The organism is Frateuria sp. (assembly GCF_035943815.1).
GTDB lineage: Bacteria > Pseudomonadota > Gammaproteobacteria > Xanthomonadales > Rhodanobacteraceae > Frateuria_A.
The window spans coordinates 395832-411530 of record NZ_DASZBU010000015.1 but is presented as its reverse complement, the minus strand read 5'-3'; the positions used below and the strand labels follow the sequence as shown (position 1 = coordinate 411530).

The window sequence follows — 15699 nt, the reverse complement described above, 5'->3', positions numbered from 1 at the left end:
CGCGGGAAGCCCATCACCGGCCCGAGGCCTACTCCCTGGCGGTGCCGGGGAAGAGGAAGCAAAGCGCGGCTAACTCGGCCCTGCCGTCCGCCGCAGGTTCAGCGCGTAACCCACCGCCAGCACCAGCGCCACCGCCAGCTGTGCGCTCACCGACTGCCAGGTCGGATAGATCCCCAGCAGCTCGATGCGCGGCAAGGGCGCGGCATGCACGCCGATCCAGCCGGCCTCCTGCAGGGCGGCAATGCCCTTGCCGGTGAGCACGAAGGCGAGCAGCGCGATCAGCGCGGAACTCGCCGAGAAGAACTTGCCCAGCGGCAGCCGCCGGCTGGTGCGCAGCAGCACCCAGGCGATCGCGGCGAGCGTGACCGCGCCCACGCCGATGCCGGCCAGCAGCCAGGCGCGCGGGCCTTCGTTCCACATCGCCACGTAGAACAGGATGGTCTCGAACACTTCGCGGTAGACCGAGATGAAGGCGAGGCCGAACAGGAACCAGGCCGAGCGGTCCAGCGTCGCGGCCATCTTCGCCTTCAGGTAGCTCTGCCAGCGGCCGCCCACGCTCTTGCGATGCATCCACAGGCCCACGCACATCAGCACGGCGGCGGCGAACAGCGAGGACAGGCCTTCGGTGAGTTCGCGCCCGGCGCCGCTGATCGCCACCGCGTAGCTGGCCACCGCCCAGGTGGCGAGGCCGGCGAGCAGGGCGAGGCTCCAGCCCAGATGCACGTAACGCAGCATGGCCGGGCGTTCGGCCTTGCGCAGGAAGGCCAGCAGCGCGACCACCACCAGCAGCGCCTCCAATCCTTCGCGTACGAGGATGGTCCAGGCGCCCAGGAAGGTCGACGCGGCATCGGCCGCGCCGCCCGCCAGGGTGGCCTGGGCGCGTTGCAACAGGGCGTCGGCCGCATGCTGCCGGGCCAGCACCTCGGCTTCGGTCTCCCTGCCGGCGACCGCGCTGCGGTAGGCGCCCATGGCGGTTTCCAGCTGCGCGCGGAGCGCGGCATCGCGCGCGTCCAGCTGCGGTTCGACCGGCTCGACGCCGTCCAGGTAGGCCGACAGCGCGAGCCTCTGCGCTTCGGCGGCGTCGCCGTGCTGGTGCGCGGCCAGGCTCGCGGCCAGCCGTTCGCGCGCCAGCACTAGGCCGGAGGCGGACCTGGGCATCGCATCCGGATGGGCGCGCAGGTAGCCCAGTATCGAGCGGGCCTGGCGTTCGCCCAGCACGGGCGCCAGCTGCGCCACGCGTGCGCGCGAAAGCTCGTCCAGGTTGTCCAGTCGCGCCCGCGCCGTGGCGCTGTGCTGCCAGGCCTGTGCACCGTCGCGCGCCTCGGCGGCGTATGCCAGCGTGCCGACGTAGTAGGCCAGCGACCAGCGCTCCTCGACCGGCAGGCGGTTGGCATAGCCGGCCATCGCCGTGCCCTTGACGCCCTGGCTGATGGCTTCGAACAGCGACAGCGCGCTGCGCTGGTCGGCGCGCGTGCGGTCGGTGAAGTCGATCGGCGGCGGGTCGAGCGCGCGTCCGGCCGGTCCGTCGCCATGGCCGCCCGCGCCGTGGCAGGCGGCACAGTTCTGCCGGTACAGCGTGGCGCCGTGGGCCAGGTCGGGCACCTGCGCCGGGGCGGTCGGCACCGGATAGGCGGCCAGCAGGGCATCGGCCAGCGCGTGGGCCTGGCTGGCGACCTCGCCGGTGGACGCCTTGGCATCGATCGCCTGCGCCAGGCGCGTGGCCTGCGCCTGCAGTGCCGGCGTGGCCGTACCGGGCGGTAGTTGCGCGATGCGCTGGCGCACCGTGCCGGCGAACTCGCGCATCTCGGCGAACTCCGAGGCGCTCAGCACCTGGCCGTCGCGCACCGCGCCGGCGTAGTCGGTGGCCAGGTAGTCGAGCATCTGCCAGGTCTGGCTGACCGTGGCCGGCGCCGGGCCGTTGGCCGTCATGGCCGTAGCGGGAGAAGCGGGCGGGTCCTGGGCGAAGGCAGGACAACCGGCCGCCAGCAGGAGGGCAGCCAGCGTCCGGGCTGTCCATTTGTTGAGAATGCCTATCATTGCCACAGTATAGGCCGTAACCGCGTGTAGGCGGCGGGCGTGTCGGGATGCCGCAGCGCCGGCCACCCAAGCGTGTGTTCGGCGGCCATCCGGGCGCCTCCCAACCGACAGAAAAGGCCGGGTCCCTCGCGGGTCCCGGCCTTGCTGCATGCAACGGCTTTCGTGGAGAAGCCGGCTTGATGCCTACTTCGCCACCACCCGCACCATCTCCAGGCACTTGTTGGAGTAGCCCCACTCGTTGTCGTACCAGCTGACCAACTTGACGAAGGTGGGATCGAGCGCGATGCCGGCCTCGGCGTCGAAGATCGAGGTGCGAGCGTCGCCACGGAAATCGGTGGCGACCACCTTGTCCTCGGTGTAGCCCAGGATGCCCTTCAGGGCGCCCTCGGACTGCGCCTTCATCTCGGCGCAGATCTCGGCGTAGGTCGCCGGCTTCTCGAGTTCGACGGTGAGATCGACCACGGACACGTCCGAGGTCGGCACGCGGAAGGACATGCCGGTGAGCTTCTTGTTGAGCTCGGGGATGACCACGCCCACGGCCTTCGCCGCGCCGGTGGAGGAGGGGATGATGTTCTCCAGGATGCCGCGGCCACCTCGCCAGTCCTTGTTGGACGGGCCGTCGACGGTCTTCTGGGTGGCGGTGGCGGCGTGCACGGTGGTCATCAGGCCGCGCTTGATGCCCCACTTGTCGTTGAGCACCTTGGCCAGCGGCGCCAGGCAGTTGGTGGTGCACGAGGCGTTCGAGATGATCGCCTCGCCGGCGTATTTCTGGTGGTTCACGCCGTAGACGAACATGGGCGTGTCGTCCTTCGACGGGGCCGACTGGATCACTTTCTTCGCGCCCGCGTCCAGGTGCTTCTGGCAGGTTTCCTTGGTCAGGAACAGGCCGGTGGACTCGATGACCACGTCGGCGCCCACCTCGTCCCACTTCAGGTTGGCCGGGTCGCGCTCCTGGCTCAGACGGATGCGCTTGCCGTTGACGACCAGATGTCCGCCTTCGATGGCGACCTCGCCCTTGAAGCGGCCGTGCACCGAGTCGTAGCGCAGCATGTAGGCCAGGTAGTCCGGCTCCAGCAGATCGTTGATCGCGACGATCTCGATGTCCTGGGCGAAGTTCTGCACGGCGGCGCGCAGCACGTTGCGGCCGATGCGGCCGAAGCCGTTGATGCCGACCTTGATGGCCATGGGCGTTGCTTCCTCTGGTTCGGTGAAGGCGGCTGGCGGCCCGCCGGGTCGCCAGAGAACGCCCATTTTAGCCTGAAGCCGCGTCCGCCTCGCGGCACCGCGAAAGCTGCCCAGGCACGTATCGCGCCATCGCTCTTGCGCCTGCGCATGCGAGCATCATCCGGGCCGCCATCCGGAGCCGATGCCATGCAAGCGCACATCACGCCGTTCTTCGATGCGGCCACCTCGACCTGGACCTACCTGGTGCGCGACCCGGCCAGCGCCGAAGCGGCGATCATCGACCCGGTGCTCGACTTCGATCCGGCCAGCGGCACGGTGGGCCATGCCGGCGCGGCCGCGGTGCTGGCGGCGGCCGAACGCGCGGGCACGAGCGTGCGCTGGATCCTGGAGACCCACGCGCACGCCGACCACCTGTCTGCCGCGCACTGGCTGAAGGAGCGCACCGGCGCGGGCACGGCGATCGGCGCCGGCATCGAGCAGGTGCAGGCAACCTTTCGCCAGCGGCTGGGCCTGGATGCGGCCGAGCCGGGCCTCGACGGCCGCGCGTTCGACCGCCTGCTGCACGACGGCGACGAGCTGGCGCTGGGAAGCCTCGCCATTCGCGTCATCGCCACGCCCGGCCACACGCCGGACAGCGTGAGCTACCTGATCGGCGACGCCGTGTTCGTCGGGGATACGCTGTTCTCGCCCGCCGCCGGCACGGCGCGGTGCGACTTCCCCGGCGGCGATGCGCATGCGCTGTTCCGTTCGGTCTGGCGCATCTATGGCCTGCCCGCCGTCCGCATGTTCCTGGCCCACGACTATCCGCCCGAAGGCGAGGCGCCGCGCGCGGAGGTTCCCGTCGCCGAGCAGCGCGCCCACAACCGTCACATCCGCGAGGGCGTTGATGAGGATGCGTTCGTCGCCATGCGGCGCCAGCGCGACGCCGGCCTGGCGCAGCCCCGGCTGCTGTGGCCTGCGCTGCAGGTGAACATCCGCGGCGGGCGCCTGCCGCCGGCGGAGGCCAACGGCCAGCGCTACCTCAAGCTGCCGCTGCGGACGGATTGACCGGCGCGTGGCAAACTCACCGCCCGTTTTTTCCAACCTGTTGCTGCCGATGGCCACCCTGCGCCGCCACGCCGTCTTCCTGCTCGCCTGCTTCCTGCTGGTTCCCGATGCCCGTGCGTGGGGTCCCGATGGCCACCGCATCGTGGCCGAGCTGGCGCAACGCCACCTGAGCCCCGCCGCCGAGGCACAGGTTGAGCGGCTGCTCGCGCCCGAACACACGCGTCGCCTGGCCGACGTCGCCACCTGGGCCGACGACATCCAGGACGATCCCGCGCAGCAGCCGCTATGGAAGGCCACGCGCGGCCTGCACTACATCAACTTCCGCGATCGCCAGTGCCATTACGAGCCGCCGCGAGACTGCCCGGACGGCCGCTGCGTGGTCGGCGCGCTGGACCACTACGTCGCCGTGCTCGGCGACCGCCACCAGAGCGACGAGGCGCGCCGCGAGGCGCTGAAGTTCGTCGTGCATTTCCTCGGCGACGTGCACCAGCCGTTGCATGCCGGCTACCGCGACGACAAGGGCGGCAACACCGACCAGGTGCAGTTCGATGGCAAGGGCAGCAACCTGCACCGGGTGTGGGATTCGGGCATGCTGCGCAGCCGCGACCTGGCATGGCAGGACTACGCGCAGCAGCTGGACGCCCGCGGCCCCGCCGCGCTGCCGCCGGCCTCGGCCGCGCCATACGCGGCCTGGGCCGAGGAATCCTGCCGGCTCACCCGCGACATCTATCCGGACGGCCATACGATCGGCGCGTCCTACGTGCAGGCCCAGCTCCCGCGGGCCGAACGGCGCCTGCGCGAGGCCGGCCGGCGCCTGGCCGAGCTGCTCAACCGCACGCTCGGCTGAGCCCGTCCGCGACGGCCGTCGCAGGCCGCGGTGCATACGATTGCAGCGTGGCCGCGGCGCCGCCGGCATCTGCTAGCCTGCCGGCATGAACCCCGAAAACCACCTGCGCCGCACCAAGATCGTCGCCACCCTAGGCCCCGCGACCGACTCGCCGGGCATGCTCGAGCGGATCATCGCCGAGGGCGTCGACGTGGTCCGCCTGAACCTCTCCCATGGCCAGCCGCAGGACCATCGCGCCCGCGCCACGGCGGTGCGCGACGCCGCCGCGGCAGTCGGGCGCGAGGTCGGCATCCTGGCCGACCTGCAGGGCCCGAAGATCCGCATCGAGAAGTTCGCCAACGGACCCATCGAGTTGCAGCCGGGCGACCCGTTCGTGCTCGACTGTTCGCCCGATGCTCCGCCCGGCGACCGCACCCGCGTCGGCGTGAGCTACCACCAGCTGCCGCAGGACGTGGTCGCCGGCGACGTACTGCTGCTGGATGATGGCCTGGTCGCGCTGCGCGTGGTCGAGGTCGACGGCGCGCAGGTGCGCTGCGAGGTGCTGATCGGCGGCCGCCTTTCCGATCGCAAGGGACTCAACCGCCAGGGCGGCGGCCTGTCGGTGGCGGCGCTGTCGGACAAGGATCGCGCCGACATCAAGCTGGCCGCCGAGATCGGCGCCGATTTCCTTGCCGTCTCGTTCGTGCGCTCGGCCGCGGACATGGAAACCGCGCGCCGCCTGCTGCGCGAGGCCGACGGCCACGGCGCGCTGGTGGCCAAGATCGAGCGCGCCGACGCGATCCCCGTGCTGAGCGAGATCATCGACGCCTCCGACGCGGTGATGGTGGCGCGCGGCGACTTGGGCGTGGAAATCGGCGACGCCGAACTGCCCGGCCTGCAGAAGAAGATCATCCGCGAGGCGGTGGCGCGCAACCGCGCGGTGATCACCGCCACGCAGATGCTGCAGTCGATGGTGACCGCGCCGATTCCCACCCGCGCCGAGGTGCTCGACGTCGCCAACGCGGTGATCGACGGCACCGACGCTGTGATGCTTTCGCAGGAGACCGCCGCCGGCGCGCATCCCGATGTGGCGGTGGCGGCCATGCGCCGCATCTGCCTGGGTGCCGAGCGCCAGTTCGAACCGAAGGAAGACCTGGCCTCCGCCGGGCACCGGCTGGACCGCGCCGACCAGGCGATCGCTCTGGCCGCGATGGTGCTGGCCGGCCAGCTCGGCGTGCGCGCGCTGATCGCGCTGACCGAATCGGGTGCCACCGCGCAATGGCTCTCCCGCTACCGCAGCGCGGTGCCGATCTACGCGCTCTCGCCAGCCGCCGATGCGCGCCGGCGCATGCTGCTGCTGCGCGACGTGCAACCGGTGGCATTCGACCAGGTGAGCCAGAGCTCGGCCGCCAACGCGCGCGAAGCCGTGCGCCAGCTGTTCGCGCTGGGCAAGCTGGCCGAAGGCGACCGTGTGGTGCTGACCCAGGGTGACCGCGTCGGCGCCGGCGGCGGCACCAACACGCTCAAGCTGCTGCTGGTGGGCGCCGAGGGCATCGTGGAGAGCCTGCGGGACCTCTAAGCACGGCTCTAGCGTTCACCTCTTCCCCATCTTCGAGCAGAGCCGCGGGAGAAGGAGCCGGTCCCGGCCGGCTCACTGCCACGGCGCTACACTGCGACCCCCATGCCCAGGAGGCCGCCATGAACATCACCGTCCGCCGTCTCGCCCTTGCGGCGTTGCTTGCCGCCGGCTTTCCGGCCATGGCGCAATCGCTGAACAAGGTCGATCCGCAGCACCTGTACGAGCACTGGATCCTGATCAACCACCAGGTCGACATCGACGTGCCCAACAGCGCGCGCGGCGTCAACCGGCCCGGCTGCGCTTCGGTCAGCTACATGATCGGTTCGGACGGCGTGCCGCGCGACCTGAAGGTCGAGAAGGTGGTGCCCCAGGGCGACTTCGGCCAGATCGCGATGAGCGCGGTGTCCAACTTCCGCTACGGCCCCTCCTTGTCCAACAAGAACCACGACCCGGTCGCCACCTACTACACCGTGCCCTTCAACGCGCCCTCCGATCCGGCCGGCCAGCAGAAGGTGATGGCGCCTTGCCGGCTGTCCGGCTACGCCCACTGAGGCTCCGGCGCGGCCGTCACGACGGCCTTGACGCTTGCGGCTATAATCGGCGGTTCTTTGACCGGCCGCCGAAGGCGGCAGGAAATCCATTGCGGTGTCCCCGCCTCGTCCTGCACGGAGTCGTTCATGAGCATCGAAGACCTTGAAAGCATCGCCCAGGCGATGGTCGCGCCCGGCAAGGGCATCATCGCGATCGACGAATCGACCAACACGATCAAGAAGCGCTTCGAGGCCGTCGGCATCGAGAACAACGAAGAGAACCGCCGCGCCTACCGGGAGCTGCTGCTCACCGCGCCGGGCCTTTCCGAGCACATCTCCGGCGCGATCCTGTACGACGAGACGATCCGCCAGAAGACCCGCGACGGCGTGCCCTTCACCGAGGTGATGAAGAAGAACGGCATCATCCCGGGCATCAAGGTCGACAAGGGTCCGGTGCCGCTGGCCGGCTTTCCGGGCGACGTGGTCACCGAAGGCCTGGATGGCCTGCGCGAGCGTCTGGCCGAGTACGTCAAGCTGGGCGCGCAGTTCGCCAAGTGGCGCGCGGTGATCAACATCTCCGACGACAACCCCAGCTCCACCGCCATCGAGGCGAACGTACACGCGCTGGCCCGCTATGCCGCTCTGTGCCAGGAAGCCGGCCTGGTGCCGATGGTCGAGCCGGAAGTGATCATGGACGGCGACCACGCGATCGAGGTCAGCTACGAGGTGCATGAGGCCGTGCTGCGCAGCCTGTTCAATGCGCTGTACGAGCAGAACGTCATGCTGGAGGGCACGATCCTCAAGGTCAGCATGGTCATCCCCGGCAAGGACTGCGACGAGCAGGCCGAGGCCGAGGAGGTGGCCGAGGCCACCGTGCGCGTGCTCAAGAGCACCGTGCCGGCCTCGCTGCCGGGCATCGTGTTCCTTTCCGGCGGCCAGACCGACGAGCAGTCGACCGCGCACCTGAACGCCATGAACCGCATCGGGCCGCATCCCTGGCCGCTGTCCTTCTCCTATGGCCGTGCCATGCAGCAGGCGGCGCTCAAGCTGTGGTCCAAGGACATGAAGGGCAACTATGCCGAGGCACAGAAGACCGTCGCCGCGCGCGCCCGCGAGAACGGCCTGGCTGCGCTGGGCCAGTGGAACGGCTGAGTTCCGGCAAGGCCAGTTCCAACGAGGATGTAGAAAAGGGCGCCGAAAGGCGCCCTTTTCTTTTGCGCCCTCTCCCTTCCGGGGAGGGGGTGAGGGGCCGGGGCTCGCGGGGATTCCTGCAGAGGCCTTGCTTGATCTGCCGCTCTTTGCGAGGTCTTCCGGCAACTGGGCTCGCCTGCGGCGGGCTTCCGATCGCCTGTCGGCGCTCGGGTCACTTTTCTTTGCTGGCCCAAAGAAAAGTAAAGAAACGGCCTGGCTAAGCACAGGGAGGGATAAGAGCTAGGTGCCATTGCGCCTGGCTTGGTGAGTCGCATGCTCATAGAGGAGCCGCAGCCGCTATACCGGGGGCGCTCGGGAGCTGAGGCAGGAGATCGCGCGGGTCCGTGTGCTTGCGGCGCACTTGCTTCCCGGGGGGAAAGGGAGCCAAAAAGAAGGGCACCCGATGGGTGCCCTTCTTCTCCATGACGGCGCGTCCTTGCGCCAGCGGCATCAGAACCGGTATTCGGCGCTGACCGACACCATGTTGGTGTCGAGGTTGACGTTGCTCTTGGACGCGTCGTAATGGTCGTAGTTCAGACCCACGCTGACGTTGTTGCTGAAGTCGTAGCCCACGCCGGCGCCGGCGTACCAGCTGGTGTCGTCCAGGCTCTTGCGCACCGGGTTGACGTCGTTGGAGAGGCCGTGGCCCTTCCAGCTGTACAGGCCCGTGCGCGCGCTCACGTACCAGTTCTGCCCGACGTTGAAGTGACCGTTCACGCCGGCGGTCCAGCCGTGCAGCTGCGAGCGGCCGCGATCGACCACGTCGTTGCTGTTGAAGAGGTTCTTGACGTGGATGTTGCCCAGGTCGTTGTAGCCCGCTTCCACGCCAATCGCCACGAACGGATCGAACGACCAGCGATAACCGCCGCCGATCGCATAGCCGGTGTCGTGGTTGTTGTAGGGACCCTTGTCGATCGAAGTGCGGCCGACGTTGCCGTTGACGAACCAGCCGTCCGTATGGGTCGGTGCGCTCTGCGCGAATGCGGCGGGGACGGCCAGCAGGCTGGCGGAAGCGAAGGCAAGGGCAAGCAGCGTCTTTTTCATGGGGGAGATTCTCCTGTTGTTGTAGCGATCGCGGGGAGTCGCCTGCGCGCGCCCGGAATGGGGAGGGCGACGCGTGTTCCTTGGATGGGGCCGGTGGCCGAAAGATTCAATCTCCATGAAGCCGCGGGTAATTTGCCGTTAAGGTAGAAGCCGATTCGACGGATGGACGTCTAGACGTCCATCCGTCGGATGAGCACATCAGAAGCGGTATTCGCCCGTCAGCGAAACGATGCCGGTGGAGCGCTTGATGCCGGCTATCCGCTCGCCCGTGGCCGGATTGGTGTAATGGCCTGCGTTGGCGTGGAAGTAGTCGTACTGCAAGCCGACGCCGAAATGCTCGTTGATGTCCCAGCCGGTGCCGATACCGCCGTACCAGCTGCCGCGACCGGCGTGCTTGCCGCTGGAAAAGCCCAGTTGCTGGTTGATCGTGTCGTAGTAGCGCTGGTTGTTGTCGTTGGCCCGGAACCAACCGCCATGCGCGCCTACGTACCACTGCGGCGTCAGGTTGATGCGGCCGTTGACGCCGAGCATCCAGCCGCGCAGCGCGTTGACCGTATCCCGCTGGTTGACGGGGCTCGAATTGAACACGTTGCGTATGCGGAAGTTGCCAAGGTCGGCATAGCCTGCTTCGACGCCGAGTCCCAGGTCATGGCCGACCTTCCAGCGGTAGCCGCCCGCCAGGCCGTAGCCGGTGCGGCGGCCGCGATGGCCGTTGAAGAAGTTGAAGGAACTGGCGTTGCTGCCGAAGCCGCCGCTGCTGTTGCCATCGGTGCGACCGACATTGGCGTCGATGAACCAGTTGCCGCTGCCTACCGGCTGGCCGGACTGGTAGTTGCCGCCGCCACCGGATGCTTCGTCGGGCGTCGGGTTCTGTGCGGGCGCAGTGGCCTGCGGCTGGCTGGCTGCCTGATCGGCCGGAGGCGTGGTGTCCTGCGCGAAGACCGGCGCGGCCAGCAGACCGGCCGAACCCAAGGCAAGTACGTACAGCGTGTTTTTCATGGAGTTAACTCCTGATTTTGAGGCCAGGCCATCCGGCGCGTGGGGAGCGGGCCGGACAGGGCGCACGGGGCATGCGCGCCAGGCATTGAACCCAAGCCCGCCTGAAGTTCCGCGATATCCGCGCCGGGACGATTAAGGCTGAATTAATCGGCTTCCTTTCGGGGAAGCCCGGCAATGACGCGACAGTAACCGCCCGATCGGCGACAATTGGCGCTTTGCCGCTTGTCCGGAGACTTCACTGATGACCACCCGCCGCGAACTCGCCAACGCCGTGCGCGCACTCGCCATGGACGCCGTCGAGGCGGCCAAATCCGGCCATCCGGGCATGCCGATGGGCATGGCCGACATCGCCGAGGTGCTGTGGAACGATTTCCTGCAGCACAACCCGGCCAACCCAAAGTGGTTCAACCGCGACCGCTTCGTGCTTTCCAACGGCCACGGCTCGATGCTGCAGTACGCGCTGTTGCACCTGTCCGGCTACGACCTGCCGATGGCCGAACTCAAGCGCTTCCGGCAGCTGCATTCGAAGACGGCGGGCCATCCCGAATACGGCCATACGCCCGGTGTGGAAACCACCACCGGCCCGCTGGGGCAGGGCCTGGCCAACGCGGTCGGATTCGCGCTCGCCGAGAAGGTGCTGGCGGCGCACTTCAACCGCCCGGGCCACACCATCGTCGACCACCATACCTATGTGTTCCTGGGTGACGGTTGCCTGATGGAAGGCATCTCGCACGAGGCCAGCTCCCTGGCCGGCACCTGGGCCTTAAGCAAGCTGGTGGCGATCTACGACGACAACGGCATCTCCATCGACGGCGAGGTGCAGGGCTGGTTCACCGACGACACCGCCAAGCGCTTCGAGGCCTACGGCTGGAACGTGATCCGCGACGTCGACGGCCACGATGCCGAGGCGGTCAGGCGTGCGATCTCGCAGGCCACCGCGCAGGACGACAAGCCCACGCTGATCTGCGCCAGGACGGTCATCGGCTTCGGTGCCCCGCACAAGCAGGGCAAGGAAGAGAGCCATGGTGCGCCGCTGGGCAAGGACGAGGTCGCCGCGGCGCGCGAGCAGCTGGGCTGGAAGTATCCGCCCTTCGAGATCCCGGCCGAGATCTATGCCGGCTGGGACGCCAAGGCCGCCGGCGCCAAGCGCGAGCAGGAGTGGAACGCCGTGCTGGATGCCTACGCCAAGGCCCATCCGGAACTGGCCGCCGAGTTCAAGCGCCGCCTGGCCGGTGACTTGCCGGCCGACTGGGCCGACAAGGCGCAGGCGTACATCGCCAAGATGCAGTCCGAAGGCCCGGAAGTGGCCTCGCGCAAGGCCTCGCAAATGGCGCTGGACGCCTTCGGCCCGCTGCTGCCGGAGTTGATCGGCGGCTCGGCGGACCTGGCCGGCTCCAACCTCACCAAGTGGAAGGGCAGCAAGGACGCCGGCAACGGCAACAGCAGCGACGGCCAGGGCAACTACGTCTACTACGGCGTGCGCGAGTTCGGCATGACCGCGATCGCCAACGGCCTGGCGCTGCACGGCGGCTTCATTCCCTATGACGCCACCTTCCTGGTGTTCTCCGACTACGCCCGCAACGCCGTGCGCATGAGCGCGCTGATCCCGGCGCACGCCATCCACGTCTACACGCACGACTCGATCGGCCTGGGCGAGGACGGCCCGACCCACCAGCCGGTCGAGCACCTGGCGAGCCTGCGCTACATCCCGAACAACCAGGTATGGCGCCCGTGCGACGCGGTGGAATCGGCGGTGGCGTGGAAGGCGGCCATCGAGCGCAAGGGCAACCCGGCCTGCCTGGTGTTCTCGCGCCAGAACCTCAAGCACCAGCAGCGCAACGAGCAGCAGGTGGCCGACATCGCGCGCGGCGCCTACGTGCTGTCCGACCCGGCCGACACCAAGTTCAAGGCGATCATCATTGCCACCGGCTCGGAGGTGGAGCTGGCGATGGAGGCATCGCGCACGCTGGCCCAGCAGGGCGTGCCGGTGCGCGTGGTCTCGATGCCGTGCACCGAAGTGTTCGACGAGCAGCCGCTGGAATACCGCGAGGGCATCCTGCCGTCCTGGTGCCGCGCGCGCGTGGCGGTGGAGGCGGCCACCGCCGACTACTGGCTCAAGTACGTGGGCCTGGATGGCGAGGTGGTCGGCATGACCGGCTTCGGCGCCTCGGCACCCGCGCCGCAGCTGTTCGAGCACTTCGGCTTCACCGTCACGAACGTGGTGGATGCGGCCAAGCGCGTGATCGGCTGATCGACGCAACCTTCCCCCGCTTGGCGGGGGAAGGTGCCGATAGGTGGATGGGCGCTTGCCGCAAGTCTGGCCCCTTACCCCAGGCCCTCTCCCCGCAGGGGAGAGGGGTAGTTCGCGGCACGATGGGCCTCGGCTTTCCCCGAAAGCTTCCAGGATGGAGCGCGTCAGGCGCCGAGCAGCACGCCCAGTTCCTCCGGCGTGGCCGCAATCGCCGCCGCGCCGGCCTGTTCCAGTTCCATGCGGCTGCCGAATCCCCACAGCACGCCGATGCCGCGCACGCGGTTGGCTACCGCGCCTTCGATGTCGAAATGGCGGTCGCCAATCATCACGGTCTGGTCCGCGGCGGCGCCGAAATCGGCCATCGCCGCGGCGACCATGTCCGCCTTTTCGCTGCGCGCGCTGGAGGGGTCGGGGCCGTACAGCCGCAGGAACGCGCGGCCGAACGGCAGCTGCGCCAGGATCGGCTCCGCATGCCGATGCGGCTTGCCGGTGACGATCGCCAGCTGATGCCCGGCGTCGAGCAGGCGCCTGATCAGCGGCTCGATGCCCGGGTAGACGCTGTGCTCGCGCCAGCCGTGCGTGTCGAAGCGCTCATGGTAGTGCTCGACCGCCGCCTCGACCTGCGCCGCGTCATGACCGAGCAGCGGCGCGAAGCTGTGCCGCAGGGGCGGACCGATCCAGCGGCGCAGCTCTTCCGGCGCGGGAATGGCCACGCGCAGGCGTTCCAGCGCGTGCTTCACGCACGCGGTAATCCCGTGCTCCGAATCGATCAGCGTTCCATCGAGGTCGAACAGGCAGAGCATCAGCGGTTCGCGCGTGCCTTGAGCGCGGCCACTGCCGGCAGCTCCTTGCCTTCGAGGAATTCCAGGAACGCGCCGCCGCCGGTGGAGATGTAGGAGACCTTGTCGGCGATGCCGTACTTGTCGACCGCCGCCAGCGTATCGCCGCCGCCGGCGATCGAGAACGCCTTCGAATCGGCGATCGCGTGCGCCAGCGTTTCGGTGCCCTTGCCGAAGGCGTCGAACTCGAACACGCCGACCGGCCCGTTCCACACCACGGTGCCGGCCTGGGCGATGAGTTCGGCGTAACGGCGCGCGGTCTCCGGGCCGATGTCCAGGATCATCTCGCCGTCCTTGACCGCATCGACCGGCTTGACCGTGGCCGGCGCGTTGGCCGAGAACTCCGGCGCCACCACCACGTCGACGGGCAGCGGCACTTCGGCGCCGCGGCGCTTGGCATCGGCGATGACCTTCTTCGCCGCGTCGATCAGGTCCGGTTCGTACAGCGAGTTGCCCACGCCGTAGCCGGCCGCCGCGATGAAGGTGTTGGCGATGCCGCCGCCGACGATCAGCTGGTCCACCTTGCCGATCAGGTTGTCGAGCAGGGTGAGCTTGGTCGACACCTTGGAGCCGGCCACGATCGCCAGCAACGGGTGCGCCGGCCGCTCCAGCGCCTTGCCCAGCGCATCGAGCTCGGCCGACAGCAGCGGGCCGGCGGCCACCTGCGGGGCGAAGCGGATCACCCCGTGGGTCGAGGCCTGCGCACGATGCGCGGTGCCGAAGGCGTCCATGACGAACACGTCGCACAGTGCGGCGTACTTCCTCGACAGCGCCTCCTCGTCCTTGCCCTCGCCGACGTTCATGCGGCAGTTCTCCAGCACCACCACCTCGCCTTCGGCGACGTCCACGCCGTCGAGGTAGTCGGCCACCAGGCGCACCGGCGTGCCGAGCTTGTCACCCAGCCACTTCGCCACCGGCGCGAGCGAGGATTCGGCATCGAACTGGCCTTCCTTCGGGCGGCCCAGGTGCGAAAGGACCATCACCTTCGCGCCGGCATCGCGGGCGGCCTTGATGGTCGGCAGCGCCGCATCCAGGCGCTGGGTCGAGGTGATGCGGCCACCCTCGATCGGCACGTTCAGGTCTTCGCGGATCAGCACGCGCTTGCCGCGCAGCTCCAGATCGCTCATGCGGGTGATGGACACGGCGCCACTCCTCGGGCAGACAAACGGGATCGATGGTCATCGGACGCGCCCTGTCCGGGCGCGAACCTCGTATTGTCCGGCGTGGGTTTCCATGATGCAACGCCGCAACCGGCGTACACGGCTTTGCAGGCCGCTGTCCCGCCACCCCGCCGGGCAGGGCACCGGGTGCGCGCAGGGCGGTGCCTGCCCGGTTTATGCTGCCGGCTTCATCCGGCGGGAGAATCCACATGACAGCGGAACGGCTGGCGTTGTACGGCTACTGGCGCTCCAGCGCCGTCTATCGCGTGCGCATCGCGCTCAACCTCAAGGAACTGCCCTACGACACGCGGCCGGTGCACCTGCTGCGCGATGGCGGCGAACAGCACGGCGCCGACTACCGCGCGCTCAACCCGCAGCAGCTCATTCCCTGCCTCACCGATGGCGAGCGGGTGCTGACCCAGTCCATGGCGATCATGGAGTACCTGGAAGAGATGCACCCGGAACCGCCGCTGCTGCCCGCCGACGCGCGCAGCCGGGCGCGGGTGCGCGCGCTGGCGTTGGCCGTGGCCTGCGACATCCATCCGCTCGGCAACCTGCGCGTGCTGCAGTACCTGGAGGCGAACCTGGGCGCCGACGAGGCGAAGAAGCTCGACTGGTCGCGCCACTGGATCGAGACCGGCTTCGACGCGCTGGAGGCGATGCTCGCCGGCAGCTCGGCCACCGGCCGCTACTGCCACGGCGACACGCCCGGACTGGCCGATGCCTGCCTGGTGCCACAGGCCTACAACGCCTTGCGCTGGAAGCTGCCGCTGGAGCGTTGGCCGACCATCGCGCGCATCCACGCCGCATGCAACGAACTGGAGGCGTTCCGCCAGGCCATGCCCGAGGCGCAGCCGGACGCGCCCTGAGGCATAGTCGCCGCGCGCCGCTAAGCGATCTGCTCCTTCTCCGCAAAGAGGAGAACGAGCCCAAAGGAAAGGGCGCATTGCTGCGCCCTTTCTTCGGTCCCGATTGACCCGGCTCAGAAGCCCAGACTCATAAAACGGGGCT

Annotated in this window: 13 protein-coding genes; 7 read left to right on the top strand and 6 right to left on the bottom strand. The window is 68.9% G+C overall.

Annotated elements, in window-relative coordinates; genetic code table 11:
* Positions 1 to 69: 69 nt before the first annotated feature.
* The gene (locus VGU65_RS12420; protein ID WP_327476152.1) at positions 70 to 1929 is read right to left on the bottom strand and encodes an FTR1 family protein; all 1860 of its coding nucleotides are present in this window, start codon (positions 1927 to 1929) and stop codon (positions 70 to 72) included.
* A 291-nt stretch (positions 1930 to 2220) separates the two neighbouring features.
* On the bottom strand, positions 2221 to 3222 hold the full coding sequence (gene gap / locus VGU65_RS12415) for a type I glyceraldehyde-3-phosphate dehydrogenase (RefSeq protein ID WP_327476150.1): 1002 nt from the start codon (positions 3220 to 3222) through the stop codon (positions 2221 to 2223).
* A gap of 186 nt (positions 3223 to 3408) precedes the next feature.
* Between gap and VGU65_RS12410 the strand changes: the two genes are divergently transcribed.
* The 5 genes from VGU65_RS12410 to VGU65_RS12390 all read left to right on the top strand — a co-directional run bounded on the left by VGU65_RS12410 (position 3409) and on the right by VGU65_RS12390 (position 8356).
* Entirely contained in the window at positions 3409 to 4269 is an 861-nt protein-coding gene (locus tag VGU65_RS12410) for an MBL fold metallo-hydrolase (protein WP_327476148.1), read from the top strand.
* Positions 4270 to 4318: 49 nt separating this feature from the next.
* Entirely contained in the window at positions 4319 to 5116 is a 798-nt protein-coding gene (locus VGU65_RS12405; RefSeq protein ID WP_414655822.1) for a S1/P1 nuclease, read from the top strand.
* Positions 5117 to 5201: 85 nt separating this feature from the next.
* Complete coding sequence (pyk, locus tag VGU65_RS12400; protein ID WP_327476145.1) at positions 5202 to 6674, top strand: pyruvate kinase; 1473 nt, start codon at positions 5202 to 5204, stop codon at positions 6672 to 6674.
* A gap of 119 nt (positions 6675 to 6793) precedes the next feature.
* Positions 6794 to 7225 carry an energy transducer TonB gene (locus tag VGU65_RS12395; RefSeq protein WP_327476144.1) on the top strand — a complete coding sequence of 144 codons (432 nt, stop codon included), beginning with the start codon at positions 6794 to 6796 and terminating at the stop codon, positions 7223 to 7225.
* 126 nt (positions 7226 to 7351) lie between these two features.
* Positions 7352 to 8356: a class I fructose-bisphosphate aldolase gene (locus tag VGU65_RS12390; RefSeq protein ID WP_327476142.1), complete on the top strand. Its 1005-nt coding sequence runs from the start codon at positions 7352 to 7354 to the stop codon at positions 8354 to 8356.
* 489 nt (positions 8357 to 8845) lie between these two features.
* Here VGU65_RS12390 and VGU65_RS12385 read toward each other — a convergent pair whose 3' ends face one another.
* Both VGU65_RS12385 and VGU65_RS12380 read right to left on the bottom strand, forming a co-directional pair.
* On the bottom strand, positions 8846 to 9439 hold the full coding sequence (locus tag VGU65_RS12385) for a porin family protein (protein WP_327476140.1): 594 nt from the start codon (positions 9437 to 9439) through the stop codon (positions 8846 to 8848).
* Positions 9440 to 9637: 198 nt separating this feature from the next.
* Complete coding sequence (locus tag VGU65_RS12380) at positions 9638 to 10438, bottom strand: outer membrane protein (RefSeq protein ID WP_327476139.1); 801 nt, start codon at positions 10436 to 10438, stop codon at positions 9638 to 9640.
* Positions 10439 to 10679: 241 nt separating this feature from the next.
* Here VGU65_RS12380 and tkt point away from each other — a divergent pair, with 241 nt between their 5' ends.
* On the top strand, positions 10680 to 12689 hold the full coding sequence (tkt, locus tag VGU65_RS12375; RefSeq protein WP_327476138.1) for a transketolase: 2010 nt from the start codon (positions 10680 to 10682) through the stop codon (positions 12687 to 12689).
* Between the two features lie 164 nt (positions 12690 to 12853).
* Here the strand turns inward: tkt and VGU65_RS12370 are convergent, their stop codons facing one another.
* The gene (locus tag VGU65_RS12370) at positions 12854 to 13492 is read right to left on the bottom strand and encodes an HAD hydrolase-like protein (RefSeq protein WP_327476137.1); all 639 of its coding nucleotides are present in this window, start codon (positions 13490 to 13492) and stop codon (positions 12854 to 12856) included.
* A complete protein-coding gene (locus VGU65_RS12365) occupies positions 13492 to 14670 on the bottom strand; it encodes a phosphoglycerate kinase (protein ID WP_327476136.1) in 1179 nt (392 codons plus the stop codon). Before VGU65_RS12365 ends, VGU65_RS12370 begins: the two co-directional genes overlap by 1 nt.
* Positions 14671 to 14897: 227 nt before the next feature.
* On the opposite strand from VGU65_RS12365, the gene maiA reads away from it, so the two are divergent.
* On the top strand, positions 14898 to 15557 hold the full coding sequence (gene maiA, locus VGU65_RS12360; RefSeq protein ID WP_327476135.1) for a maleylacetoacetate isomerase: 660 nt from the start codon (positions 14898 to 14900) through the stop codon (positions 15555 to 15557).
* Positions 15558 to 15699 lie beyond the last annotated feature (142 nt).